The 13,128-nt window shown below is 36.1% G+C and carries 11 protein-coding genes; 9 read left to right on the forward strand and 2 right to left on the reverse strand.

The window, feature by feature from the left end:
- The first annotated feature begins 1 nt into the window (after nucleotide 1).
- The 9 genes from ABIL69_07290 (at nucleotide 2) to ABIL69_07330 (ending at nucleotide 11,770) form a co-directional block, all read left to right on the forward strand.
- A complete protein-coding gene (locus ABIL69_07290) occupies nucleotides 2-1,297 on the forward strand; it encodes a radical SAM protein (GenBank protein ID MEO0123792.1) in 1,296 nt (431 codons plus the stop codon).
- The gene (gene truD, locus ABIL69_07295; GenBank protein MEO0123793.1) at nucleotides 1,294-2,445 is read left to right on the forward strand and encodes a tRNA pseudouridine(13) synthase TruD; all 1,152 of its coding nucleotides are present in this window, start codon (nucleotides 1,294-1,296) and stop codon (nucleotides 2,443-2,445) included. The genes ABIL69_07290 and truD overlap by 4 nt, the downstream gene beginning before the upstream one ends.
- Nucleotides 2,446-2,535: 90 nt before the next feature.
- The gene (locus tag ABIL69_07300) at nucleotides 2,536-4,782 is read left to right on the forward strand and encodes a M14 family zinc carboxypeptidase (GenBank protein MEO0123794.1); all 2,247 of its coding nucleotides are present in this window, start codon (nucleotides 2,536-2,538) and stop codon (nucleotides 4,780-4,782) included.
- A 43-nt stretch (nucleotides 4,783-4,825) separates the two neighbouring features.
- Nucleotides 4,826-5,896, forward strand: a complete 1,071-nt coding sequence (locus ABIL69_07305; GenBank protein ID MEO0123795.1) for a DNRLRE domain-containing protein — start codon at nucleotides 4,826-4,828, stop codon at nucleotides 5,894-5,896.
- Nucleotides 5,893-6,819 carry a hypothetical protein gene (locus tag ABIL69_07310; GenBank protein ID MEO0123796.1) on the forward strand — a complete coding sequence of 309 codons (927 nt, stop codon included), beginning with the start codon at nucleotides 5,893-5,895 and terminating at the stop codon, nucleotides 6,817-6,819. The genes ABIL69_07305 and ABIL69_07310 overlap by 4 nt, the downstream gene beginning before the upstream one ends.
- A gap of 24 nt (nucleotides 6,820-6,843) precedes the next feature.
- Nucleotides 6,844-8,115, forward strand: coding sequence for a sigma-54 dependent transcriptional regulator (locus ABIL69_07315; GenBank protein MEO0123797.1), 1,272 nt, complete (start codon nucleotides 6,844-6,846; stop codon nucleotides 8,113-8,115).
- 565 nt (nucleotides 8,116-8,680) lie between these two features.
- Complete coding sequence (locus ABIL69_07320) at nucleotides 8,681-9,187, forward strand: type II secretion system protein (protein ID MEO0123798.1); 507 nt, start codon at nucleotides 8,681-8,683, stop codon at nucleotides 9,185-9,187.
- Between the two features lie 71 nt (nucleotides 9,188-9,258).
- Nucleotides 9,259-9,684: a hypothetical protein gene (locus tag ABIL69_07325; protein ID MEO0123799.1), complete on the forward strand. Its 426-nt coding sequence runs from the start codon at nucleotides 9,259-9,261 to the stop codon at nucleotides 9,682-9,684.
- Nucleotides 9,665-11,770 (forward strand): STT3 domain-containing protein, encoded by a 2,106-nt coding sequence (locus ABIL69_07330; GenBank protein ID MEO0123800.1) that lies wholly within the window; start codon nucleotides 9,665-9,667, stop codon nucleotides 11,768-11,770. The genes ABIL69_07325 and ABIL69_07330 overlap by 20 nt, the downstream gene beginning before the upstream one ends.
- Nucleotides 11,771-11,774: 4 nt before the next feature.
- Here ABIL69_07330 and ABIL69_07335 read toward each other — a convergent pair whose 3' ends face one another.
- Entirely contained in the window at nucleotides 11,775-12,620 is an 846-nt protein-coding gene (locus ABIL69_07335; GenBank protein MEO0123801.1) for a hypothetical protein, read from the reverse strand.
- Between the two features lie 172 nt (nucleotides 12,621-12,792).
- Nucleotides 12,793-13,092: a GIY-YIG nuclease family protein gene (locus ABIL69_07340; protein MEO0123802.1), complete on the reverse strand. Its 300-nt coding sequence runs from the start codon at nucleotides 13,090-13,092 to the stop codon at nucleotides 12,793-12,795.
- Nucleotides 13,093-13,128: the final 36 nt, after the last annotated feature.

The raw sequence follows: 13,128 nt of genomic DNA on the forward strand, positions 1-13,128 counted from the left end.
TATGAATCTATTGCTGATTGCACCTGCAGTAGTAGACGAAAAGAGAAGGGGAATGCAGGGCAGGGCGTTTCAGTTACCACCTTTTTCACTTGCCGCAGTCGCTTCGGCAACTCCGGAGCATGTAAAAATTAAAATTCTGGATGAAGCAATTGAGCCGATAGACTATAATTACCCTGCAGACCTTGTGGGTATTACAATTCTCACAAGATTTGCCCCCCATGCATATGAAATTGCTGATAAATTTAGAAACAGGGGTGTGAAGGTCATTCTCGGGGGATTGCATCCATCAGCACTGCCTGAAGAGGCATTAAAACATGCAGATGCAGTAGTTATTGGTGAGGCAGAAGGGATATGGGAAAGTGTGATCAGAGATTTTGAGAATAACGAGTTGAAAAAACTATATAAAAATCCAGACTTTCCGGACCTTGGTAAGATAAAGGTTCCCCGGCGTGATTTGTTTAAAAAATCAAAATATTTGTTTACCGCTATGGTACAGACCGGTCGTGGGTGTCCTTTCAATTGTAATTTCTGTAGTGTGACAAAATTCTTCGGCGGCAAATTCAGGACAAGACCTGTAGAGTGTGTGATAAAAGAGATAAGAAGTTTGAAATCAAAATTTATTGGATTTTCTGATGACAATATTTTCGGCAATAGAATATATGCACGTAAATTATTCAATGCATTAAAATATGAGGGTATTATCTGGATGGCTCAATCTTCTATTAATATTGCTGACGACCCTGAGTTACTACATCTTGCAGCAAGAAGTGGGTGCAAAGGACTTTTTATCGGTCTTGAATCGGCAGATGCAGAATCATTGGTGCAGATGCACAAGGGATTTCAGAAGCCACAGAAATTTAAAGATAACATTGCCCGATTACATGATGAAGGTATCGGTGTTATGGGTGCATTCGTTTTAGGGAACGATAATGAGGATGAATCAATATTTCATAAAACCTTAGAATTTGCCAAGAAGATAAAACTTGACCTTGCACAATTTTCAATATTAACGCCATATCCAGGAACCGCACTTTTCAATAAATTAATAAAAGAAAACAGAATTTTTAATTTTGATTGGTCTAAATATGATGCAGGCAATGCGGTATTTAAACCATTAAAAATGACCGCAGAAAAATTAAAAGAAGAGGTTGATAAGTTGTGGCGTGAGTTTTATAGATTTGACGAGGTTTTGTATCGTTTAATAACTTTGGGAAAAAGATTGCCAATTCAGATTCTTCCACTGCTTCTTTTGAATATCAGTTTCCGAAAAGAGATCGCAGCAACACAGAATTTGTGAAAATAAAAGTTAAGCCTGAAGATTTTGTTGTAGAAGAAATTATTGATTTACCGATTTCAAATTCTGGACCCTACACACTGTTGAAACTAAAAAAGAGTTTCTGGAATACACTTGATGTTATTGATTTTGTTGCGCGTAAGTTTTCAATAGCAAAAGAAAAATTTTCAAGAGCCGGGTTAAAAGACAGATATTCATTATCAACCCAATATTTAACATTTCGTGGTGAGTTTAAAAAAATTGTAAAAGAAAAGAATTTTATATTGACACCGATTGGATGGGTATCAAAGCCGATACTCCCGGGAGATTTAAAGGGAAATAGATTTTCAATAACCCTGCGTGACCTGAGTGAGAATGAAATAGAAAAAGTCTATAAAAATTATTCCGAAATTTGTAACTTTGGTCTTCCCAATTATTTTGATGAGCAGAGATTTGGTTCGGCACGTCATCGTAAAGGATTTTTTGCAAAGCTTCTAATGCTGGGTCATTATCAGGGTGCAATGAAATTGCTACTTTGTTATCCTTATAAAGAGGACGGCAGAAAGGTGAAAATTTTCAAAAAATATTGTGCGGAACACTGGGGTGATTGGACTGGTTCTTTAAGTTATTCGCCCTTTGAATTCAAAAAAATCATACTTTTCCTAAAAGATAATCCTAAGGATTTTAAGGGTGCAATTAAAAGAATAGATAAAGATATGCTAAATCTTTACCTCCTGGCATATCAGTCATATCTCTTTAATGAGATATTGTATCGGCTAATAAAAAAATTTGGAAGAGAGACGATAGAGGTCCCTTATTCTGTGGGCAGTTATCTATTTTATCACAAATTGTTAGATAAAGAAGAAATTTTTGATTTAAAAATTCCAATGATAAACGAAAAGATAGAATTAAAAGGCAAAATTGGTAACATAATAACAGAGGTTTTAGATCAAGAAGGGATTGGATTAAAAGATTTTAAATTGAATAAAATGCGATTTCGCGGGGTGAGATTCAAAAGTTTCCTAAGACCGGCGATAATTTTCCCAAAGGATTTTTCTATTGGTGAGGCAGAACAGGACGAGATATATAACAACAAAAAGAAGATGCTTATTAAATTTATTTTGCCGCCGGGTTCGTATGCAACCATTTTGGTTAAACGCCTGTTTATATAAAACTATTGACTTTCAAAATTTTATTTTTATAATCTATTTTAGATAATGAGTATGATCTTATTTTTGCTTACAAAATTTAAGGAGGCAAAAATGTTCGCAATATTACCTTTTGTTCTGAATCTCTTAATTGCCCAGGAGATGATTGTCAGGGTTTATGTTCCAACCTGGCAGGAACTCCAGAAGATACCCGGCAAGCCACTGGAGATAGCCGCAGGAAGATATGGAGAATGGTATGATCTGGTTGTTGATAGGAACGGGCTTGACCGTGTTATTGCGTCAGGGTTACCATATGAAGTTACGATTTACAGCCTTGAACTTGAAAAAGAAAAGGTCAGAGGCAATTATCTGAATTATACACAGATTGTAGATTCATTAAGGCGTTTTGTCCAGAATTATCCTGCACTCTGTAAGATGGATTCTTTGCCACTGCGAACTTATGAAAATAGATGGATTTACGGAGTGAAGATTTCGGATAATGTTCATCTTGATGAGTTTGAACCAAATTTTGAGATTGACGGATGTATACATTCAAGGGAGTGGGCAACACCGCAGGCGGTCTTATTCTTTGCTGATTCAATGCTACGTTCTTATAATGTTGTTCCGGAGATAACCGAGATAATAAATACCACACAAATTTATTGTATTCCAGTACTAAATGTTGATGGCTATGTGTATGACTGGCAATATTATCAGGGTGGATGGCGTAAAAACCGAGAACCATTTGGCGGTGCTATCGGCACAGATTGTAATCGGAATTACTCGGGTGCCTGTAACGGGGATGTTGATGGCTACTGGGGGGCGGCTGATGAAGGACAGGTTTCACATTATCCTTCAGACCAGACCTTTTGCGGAGCCTATGGTTTCAGTGGAGATGAAGTCCGTGCCCATGCAATGTATATCCGTCAGCGCAATATTACAACAGGATTTTCTTTGCATAGTTATGGAGAACAGGTGATGTGGCCCTGGGGGTACAAGGCAGCAGGAACACCTGATGCAGCGCTTTATAACGCAAAAGGTAATTATATGGCAAGTATGATGCAGCGTGTGAATGGCGGTACTTATACACCAGGACAATCTTATAATAATCCTTATCCTACCTGTGGAAATACCCGGGACTGGGTTTATGGATATAATCATTATGTAAATGGGCTATCAGCACTATTTTATGGTTCAGAGATTGGAACTGCATTTTATGAACCCGTAGCAAACCTTGATTTTATTTCAAGACAGGTGTTCAAGGCGGCAAAATACCTTGCCGGATTTGCCGATTCATTAATTCTCGTTGCTGAAGGTGTTGTGCCGCCACCGCGAATTGTGCCGATAGATACTGTAACACCAAATTTCACGATTGTCTGGCATCCAAAGAATACATATGATAACCATCCGACACAATGGGAGCTCGTCCGCCTATCAAATCCAAGTATCAAGACCGATAGCCTTGAATCCGGCACCGGACGCTGGCTTTTACAGGGATACAGAATCTCCACAGCTCAATCCCACTCACCAACACGAAGCCTATGGTCTGGTGATTCAGCAAATATGAATTATGCGGCAACCACAATTCATCCTTATCTTGTTCAACCCGGAGATTCTTTCACTTTCTGGTGTCGCTATACTTTGGAGAATAACTATGATGTTACGGTTGTTGAGGTATCTGAAAATACAAAAGAATGGTTTAGTCTTGATACAACCAGATTCACCGGTTCGCAAACTTCGTGGATACGCAAGGCATATTCCCTTGCTAATTGGGTTGGTAAATCGGTTTATTTTAGATTCAGAACGATGTATGATGGTTCGGCTCAATCGGGCGGATTCTATGTTGACGATATCAGTCCGGTCTGTTTTTTCAATAATATAAATGTCATTTCCAATAGCATAACAGATACTACATATACATTTTCTAATCATCCACTTGGTGAATACTACTATTATGTCCGCGGCTATAATACCACCTGGGGATGGGGTGATTATTCCTGCTTGGAAAAATTATTTGTAAGCAATGTTGGGGTCGGTGATAAAACCAAATATGATAAAACAGGTGAGATTTCACTTACTTTACAACCAAATCCATTTAAAAATCAGTGTGTGATTAAATTCCAGTTCCCAAACAATTCCGCATTCCGCGAAACGCAGTCCGAAATTTCGTTAATAGTTTATGATGTTTCAGGTCGGGTTGTTAAATCATTCAATCTTGAATCCGGTATCCTGAATCAAGTATCCAGTATTGTCTGGGATGGTAAAGACAATGCAGGTAAGAAAATTCCTGCGGGCATTTATTTTATCCATCTTAATACTGGTGATTTGAGTAAAATTGAAAAGGCGATACTTTTGAAATAGAAATTCCTTGACTTTGCCCAAAAATTTGATATATTTATCTATAATGAGAAGGTGGATTCTATTTAGTTTTATTTTGACACTTGCCTGCAATAAACTACCTTTGGGTGAAGAAGAACTCAATGAACGCGGAGATTTTGATGCCATTACTATAAACCTGCCATTATATGTTTCATTTACCGAGTCGAAGGCAATGCCACTTGGCACCTCGCAAAATCTCATCATTGGAAAAAATAGTAAATATCAGTCGCGGGTCATTTTAAAGTTTAATTTTTCTGATACAACATATCAGGGGCTTGACCAGATAAAGTTGATACTATTTAAAAACAAAAGTTTCAATAATGATACATTGAGATTTACTGTTCATATTTTGACCAATGAATTTTCTGAAACTGAGGCAACATGGTATAAAAAGGATAATACAGATTTGTGGTCAAATCCGGGAGGTGATTTTGAGTTTGATTCTTTGAGATGGGGTGAGATAAAAGGTGATTCTTGCGTGGTTTTTTTCAATTATATAGATTTGGGTAAAATGAGGAATGGTAAGGGAATTATTCTAATTCCCGAGGATACCGGCTTTTGCGCTTTCTATGCAAGAGAATCAGGAAAACCAACCCGTTTCCAACTCGTGAAGAATGGGGTAATTACCTCATTGCCACTCCAGGCAGATTGCCATATAATAAAAATAGATACATTACCAAATTACTGGGAAAACTGGCTTGGTAGTGGGGTTTCATTTCGGAATTATGTAAAATTCACCTATGATACATTATTAAACGAAACAAAGGCTGTTTATGGGGAATTGACATTCAGGGCAATGAGTCATTATGGGTTGTGCGATTCTATTGAGATAGGTGTAAAATATCTTAGAAAGCCATTTACTGGATTTGATACCGAACTCAGTCCCCAGATTGCCTTAAAAAAATTTGCTTTGAGTGATACACTCTTTGCCCTTGATATTGTTCAGTATGTCCAGCGGATTATTGAACATCCGGATTCAAATTTTGGAATTTTTATCTATCTATCTCCTGAAAATTATGATATTGCTAATATTGAATTGATGACTGGTTCTCATCAGTTAAAAGTTGGATATATCAAACCGCCTGAGGAGAGATGAATATAGTTCTGCTTTCAATATTTACTGCATCAGTTTTCTCTATAGAAGGACTTGGTCAGGAGCAGGGAATTTTTAGAACTCCTTTTTATGGGGATTTAAACATTGCGCAGATTGAATTTTCACTAAGACCTGAATTTAATATGCTTAATAAAGGAAGCGATTTCCGTGGAATTTTCTGGACCAATCCATTTTCTCTTAATATGAAGATCCCTGTTTATAAAGGTCTGGTTTTCTGTTTTGGAAGCAAAGAGAGGTATAATCAGTCATTTGATATTTATAGTAAGGTAGATAAACTTGATATGTATGTGCAGGGCAGGGGCGGGATTGAAGAAATATATCTTCAATTAAATCACAGGGTTAATTTTGCTGAGATTTTTTTCAGCGGGTCTTATTTATACGGGAGTTCAAGGGAAATATGGAATTACACTATCGGTAGTTATTCTATTTCTGATACTTTTTCATACCGGAACAATGGCAGGGTATTCAGTGCTGGATTGAAATTATTTATACTCTCCTGCTATTACGAAGGATTAGGGAGATTGAGTATGGAAAAATCACAAAATGATACGACCTATAATCTGCCCCAGGTTTTGGGTCTTGGTATTGAACATACATTAAAAGACTGGAATGGAGCATTACTGTTTGAATATTTGTTCGGAGAAGGGATTAATACGGTTTATCGCTTCAAGATAATCGGCGGGAAAGATAATTTAGTTCTCTCATATTCATATAACCCCTGGTATTTAAGCGGTATCAAGGAGCATTCAGTTGGATTGATATATAAATTCGGATTTAAGAACTTTGGGAAGATATCAATCAAACCCGATATAAGTATTAGAATAAAAGGTGAGTTAAGGGAATTCGTATTTATCCCTGAATTCAGGCTTACGCTGGAAGAGGTATTTGCAAGAAGAAAAAAGTGATTTGTTTAAATTGACTACGATTCTATGAAACCTAAGATTTTATTACTTGATGATGAGGAAAGCCTTTTAAAATGGCTTTCTTTTGCACTGCAGGAAAATGGTTATGATGTATATGCAACTAACGAACCCAGGAATGCACTTAATCAATTAAAATTAGAGAAATTTGATTGTGTAATAAGTGATATAAGAATGCCGGGAATGGATGGATTCCAGTTTTTAAAAAATGTTAGGTCTATTTATCCTCACCTGCCGGTAATCTTCATCACTGCCTATGGTTCAATGGAATCAGTCATAAATGCGATGAGGGATAAAGCAAGTGATTATATCTTGAAGCCATTTGGTATTGACGAAATACTTAATCGTATAAGGGCAAATATAAGAAGAGAAAAAGAAAGACCCGTTGAGATAATTGGTGAAAGCAAGGTGATTAAAAATATTTTAAGTATGGTAGATAAGATTGCCCAGACCGATACCACTGTATTGATACTCGGCGAGTCAGGGACTGGTAAGGAATTGATTGCGCGAGAAATCCACCGTAGGTCAAAAAGGGCAAGTTATAATTTCGTTACTATATCCTGTGCTGCATTACCGGAAACTCTTCTTGAAAGCGAACTTTTTGGGTATAAAAAGGGTGCCTTCACCGGTGCTACAACCGATAAAGATGGACTTTTTCTTGTCGCCAATAAAGGCAGCTTTTTTCTTGATGAAATTGGGGATGCACCGGGCTCAATCCAGATGAAGATTTTGAGACTCCTTGAGGAAAGGGAAATTGTGCCGCTTGGTTCAACAAAAGCCATAAAAGTTGATGTCCGTCTTATTGCGGCAACGAATAAAGACCTGTATGAAGAAGTGAGACAGAAGAGATTTCGTGAAGACCTTTATTATCGTTTGAATGTCATACCCATAATTTTGCCACCGCTGCGCCAGAGAAAAGAAGATATACCCTTACTTGCCGAATATTTTTTGAAGTCCATCTGTGAGAGGGAAAACCTTGGGGAAAAGAGATTGATGAAATCAACGATTGAGGTGCTTAAAAATTATTCCTGGCCCGGAAATGTGCGTGAATTAAAACATATTATTGAAAGGGCAGCAGTCCTTGCTGATACCTATTATATCAAACCCGAGCATATCAATGTGAAGTTTGGGAATATTGAGACATTGAAGGAACTTGAAGATAATGAGATTAAAAAGGCATTGAATGAATGTAATGGAAACATAACTGAGGCGGCAAAAAAACTTGGTATAAGCAGGGCGACCTTATATCGGCGAATAAAGGGAAAGAAGGTAAGAAGATAAAAAGTGAGAAGGTACCAAACGAGACTTAAGTGTCGCAAAATGAGACAGAAGATATAAAATGAGACAGTAAACAGTTAAAAAACCATTGAAATTTCGGGGGTTTTTTTATAACTTGCAGGCACGATTTTTGCATATATTATTAATAGAGTCAGTAAAACGGGATCGGGACTTCAGTCCCGTAAATCCGTGGTCTTTGACATAACCTATTGACAATCCTGAGAATGTGAATATAATATAAAGTAGGATTGTCAATAAAATGTAATAAAAAACGGGCTTTCTGGTAGTGCAAACTAAACGAATGATACCGATTGAAATTATAGTGTTTTTCTGAAAGCTTGATACCCTGAACCGTGCCCTAAAGCCCGTATAAAAAGTTAAAGGTTATAAGTGAAAGGTTTTTAACCTAAACTATAACCTGAAACAAATACAGGGTTGCAAAAGCAACCATTCTACTTCTGGGGCACTATACTGGTTAAGTGGTTAAATAACCATTAACCAACTTTGTAACTCCAATCAAAATCCGCATAATATGGCGGGTTTTGTAAAGAAAACAAGGAGGTACACAATGAAGAAGGGTTTTACCCTCATTGAATTGATGGTCGTGGTCGTGATCATCGGTATTCTGGCCGCAATTGCTATTCCGAACTTTATGGCAATGCAGCAGAGAGCAAAAGAATCATCCTTGAAGAATAATATGCATACCCTGCAGACTTCAGTGGAAGATTTGAATACACGCGGCGCTGATGCATATCCAGTGAACTTAAATACTACAGTTGCCCAAATAAATACTGCGTATCCTTCAACGGGTCCAGATGCTAATATGTGCGTAGCGGAAAATCTAATTTCGCCATTTGGTACTAATGCAATACTCCCTGATAATGTAAGAAATCCATTTTATCCATCAAATAATGCAGTTCAAGATGGAATACCTACATACAGCCAGGGTAATATAGGTATATCATTTTATGCAGACACTTTACCCGTAGCTAATGCAGCTCCTTCTTATCGTATTTATGGCGTCGGAGCCAAAGGAGTACTGCCTCTGACACTTACCCCTGGTGTTGCGAAATAATAATTTCGCAAATTTAGACGGCTGGCAAAAATTATTGAAATGCCAGCCGTCTTTTTTATAAAATAGCACAAATGTTTAGTCCGCAAAATAAAAAGAGATTTCTATTTTTGATATTGACATATCTTATAATAGAAGTTGTGTGTAGTAAGAATGAAAAAACAGAAAGCACTTCTTTTGTAGCCCCACCCGAAAGCACAATTTATAAATACTGGTCATTTCTTGATAAACGAGATTACAAAAATGCGCTGAAATATTTTACATTCCATAGGGATGAGTTTTATGATTCAACATTGATCTATCCAATACCAGATAGAATAGATTCAATTAAAGTTGATACGATTATATCAGTCAAATTTATTAATAAAAAAACCTGTGAAATTTATTATCGAATAAAATTTTATTCCTATAAAGACAATTGTTTTAAATATTTTATTACTGGAGATAAGCTTGTTTTGACGAAAAGCGGATGGTTGATTGATGAGGTCCTTATTCAATAAAAATTTGCTCCTTATTGTTGTAGCTGCTTTTGGATGTGCACTATGGTTGCTTCCTCTAATATCAAAACAAAAGGATATTCCTATTTTTATATCACCTGACCCGTATTATCATGCCCGCAGGGTTTTGATAAACGTTAACAATTTTCCCAATATTCCCGTTTTCGATTATTACATCTCATATCCGACTGGGAATTATTGTATCTGGCCACCACTTTTTGATTTTTCTGCGGCATTGGTTTCCTGGCTTTTATTTTTAGGACATCCTTCTATATCACAAGTAGAATCAGTGTGTGCGGTTATGCCTGTACTATGGGGTATCCTGGTAATTTTATTAATATTCCAAATAGGTAATAAATTTTTCAATTCCCGAATGAACGCTTTATTAGCATCCTTCATTGCTACAATTTTACCGGTTACTTCTTTTTATGCAAGGGCAGGATATTTTGACCATCACATCAGCGAAACCTTCGGTTTGCTTTTAATATTTTATTTTCTTATAAATGATGATTCAAATTGGATGCGAAAGTACCTGAAATTAGGATTTGCTTTCGGCATATCACTCCTTTTATGGCAAGGTGCGATACTATTTATTGGATTATCTTTCATCTTGCTTTTGGTTCATAAAGAATTTAAATCCTCAATTTCTTTTCTTACTGCATTTATTATCATTTTACCATTTAGTGTAGACACTCATTTTATTGATAGCCCATTTAGTTATCGCGGTCTCTCATATTTGCATTTGTCTTTGCTTTTAATAGCAACTTTAATCATGTGGGTTATGGTTATAATGCGGTCAAAAAATAGACTAAAGATAGTTGCGGTAATACCTATTTTTTTTCTTTTTATTTTGTTATTTTATTTGCTTCGTACCAAATCCTTTATCAATGGACTTTTTTTTATTTTTAAAAATGACCCATGGTTAGCAACAATATTGGAATTCCAACCATTATTAGTACAAAGCGGTTATATTGATAATCTCACGGTGAAGCAAACAATTGGCTTAAGTTATTATGTCTGGCCAGCAATGCTTTTAATTACGATTTTAGAAAATAGAAAAAATAAATCAATTATTTATTTTATATTTTTTTGTCTATTCACTGGGTTGATATCATTTATAGGCCGCCGCTATGGAATCTGGTTTATCCCATTTTTTTCGCTTATATTTTCATACACTCTGATAAAGATTTCCAAATTATTTAGCCCCAAAATAGGAATCGCTTTTAGCACTGTTGTTTTATTTCTAAATTTTTCTACAATTGATATAAGGTTTTATGGGATGCGTTTTGATGTACCCACAAGGGATGAAATAAATGCGTGCCGATGGATAAATGATTCACTTCCGAAAACCAGCTATGTTTATAAACCCAACAGTAAACCTGAATATGGTATTATGTGTTTCTGGGATAGTGGTCATTATATTGTATATTTAGGTCAGAAACCGGTTACCGCATCAAATTTTGGTAATGATGCTCCCAACTTTCAAATAGTCAGTCAATTTTTTTTAACACAAACCGAAGAAGATGCATTAAATATTCTAAAAAAATTGGAATCTCCTTATGTGTACATGTATGGTGTATTGCGGAATATTTATTTATCTGCCAAATACTTAAAAGTTACACCACAGGAATTTTTAAATATATATTATACTAAAGATAAAGCAGGCAAACCAATTACGATTATGGAACCAAATTCAATTGGTATCGCAACGAGTAGTTATCGACTTTCACAATATTTAGGAAGCGGATTTTACTTTAAAGATAAGTTTTATCCTCCGTATCGTCATTTCCGCCTTAGATATTTCAGTGGCAGTGTGAGAATATTTGAAATTGTTAAGGGTGCTGTAATCAAAGGCAAGTCCCTACCTAACACATCAGTAAAAGTTTCATGTAAAATTCAACTACCTAATATAACATTTGATTATTTTGATTCAGTTTCAACTAATAATAACGGAGAGTTTTTAATTACAGTTCCTTATCCCACCAACTATGACAATGGTTACGAAATATTTTTTGATACAAAAATGGAAAAAACTATTTTTGTTTCGGAAGATAACATTAAATATGGGGATACAGTTTATGTAAAGTAAAAGATTATCGTTTCAGATTTTGCCAAGTGGAATGCGCCTTTCCATTTTTCAGATAATAGTAATATCTTTCTGCATCACTACTATGTGGTTCTGTGGGTATTGAATCTATAATGCCTTTAGAGACTAATTCTTTCAGATTAATTGGTGCTCTCCCAATTTTGGTTACAAATTCTTCAATTTTTTTATTCAAAAATTCAATGTCAAGTTCCATCCTTGCTTCTTTGATATAAATCTCGGCAATTTTTTTCTCTTCGGGATTTTTGGCATTATTGTAAAGATCAATCCATAAGGCAAGGGCAGTCCTGGTATCACGCAATCTTTTAAGTGCAATATACCCTGCCCATCTTTTGGGCATATCGGTGGCAGTGGGTTTACTCGCAGAAATACGCATATATGACAATGCTGTTTTATAGTCCCTTAAAAAAACATAATGTATAAATCCATATACAAATGGAGTGCGCCACTCATTGTAGTCAGCCTGCATTCCCTTTTTTAATAATGCGAATGCCTGGTCGGGTCTATTCGCATCATGGGTTAGCATCAGGGCACCAAGGGTATAGGCATGATCAAAATATGGGTCAAGGGTGGTTAATATATCAAGGATATGATGCATAAGGTCGAATCGTAAATCAGTCATACGATGCTCGCCATAATACTGGATAAATCTAAGCCAGACATAATCTGCTAAAGGCACATAGAATCCCAACGATAATGCACGGATTGCAAAACCCGACGGGAAATACATCAATTCGCCGATAAGTTCATGAGTTGTTTTCTTGAGGTCAATACGATAGGAGAGATTAACAATAAGAGAGAGGAAAAGAATTACGAAAAAAGTCTTTTTTAACATTGCACTATCTCCCTATGTTAGACCCTGAAACGAGTTCAGGGTGACAGGGCAAGGAAAAAACGAGTTCAGGGTGACAGGGCAAGGAAAAAACAAGTTCAGGGTGACAGGGAAAGGTGATTCCACGGTGATCGATGATTTTTTGTCATGCTGAACTTGTTTCAGCATCTTATTTTTATTCATTGTTGATGAGCTCTTCACTCAGGTCCTTCCATTCTTTATTATTTTGTGTAATGAGATTTATTTTCCAATCTCGGTGCCAGTTCTTTAACTGTTTTTCCCGCCTGATTGCGCAGTCAATTTCATTTGTAATCTCATAATAAACAAGCTTCGTTAAATTATATTTTTTTGTGAATCCATTAATTAATTTATTTTTATGCTCATACATTCTGCGAACGAGATTGTTGGTGACTCCAATATAAAGCACCTTGTTTGTTTTATTGGTTAGAATATAAACATAATACTGATTATTCATTTTTATTTCTGTCATGCTGAACTTGTTTCAGCATCT

The organism is candidate division WOR-3 bacterium, from assembly GCA_039802005.1.
Lineage (GTDB): Bacteria > Hydrothermota > Tepidihabitantia > SM23-42 > JAOAFX01 > JAOAFX01.

Bases quoted from the DNA above. Each gene is read 5' to 3' on its own strand.
- ABIL69_07290 (MEO0123792.1), top strand. From the start codon at position 2: ATGAATCTATTGCTGATTGCACCTGCAGTAGTAGACGAAAAGAGAAGG.
- ABIL69_07300 (MEO0123794.1), top strand. From the start codon at position 2,536: ATGTTCGCAATATTACCTTTTGTTCTGAATCTCTTAATTGCCCAGGAG.
- ABIL69_07305 (MEO0123795.1), top strand. From the start codon at position 4,826: ATGAGAAGGTGGATTCTATTTAGTTTTATTTTGACACTTGCCTGCAAT.
- ABIL69_07310 (MEO0123796.1), top strand. From the start codon at position 5,893: ATGAATATAGTTCTGCTTTCAATATTTACTGCATCAGTTTTCTCTATA.
- ABIL69_07315 (MEO0123797.1), top strand. From the start codon at position 6,844: ATGAAACCTAAGATTTTATTACTTGATGATGAGGAAAGCCTTTTAAAA.
- ABIL69_07320 (MEO0123798.1), top strand. From the start codon at position 8,681: ATGAAGAAGGGTTTTACCCTCATTGAATTGATGGTCGTGGTCGTGATC.
- ABIL69_07325 (MEO0123799.1), top strand. From the start codon at position 9,259: ATGTTTAGTCCGCAAAATAAAAAGAGATTTCTATTTTTGATATTGACA.
- ABIL69_07330 (MEO0123800.1), top strand. From the start codon at position 9,665: ATGAGGTCCTTATTCAATAAAAATTTGCTCCTTATTGTTGTAGCTGCT.
- ABIL69_07335 (MEO0123801.1), bottom strand. From the start codon at position 12,620: ATGTTAAAAAAGACTTTTTTCGTAATTCTTTTCCTCTCTCTTATTGTT.
- ABIL69_07340 (MEO0123802.1), bottom strand. From the start codon at position 13,092: ATGAATAATCAGTATTATGTTTATATTCTAACCAATAAAACAAACAAG.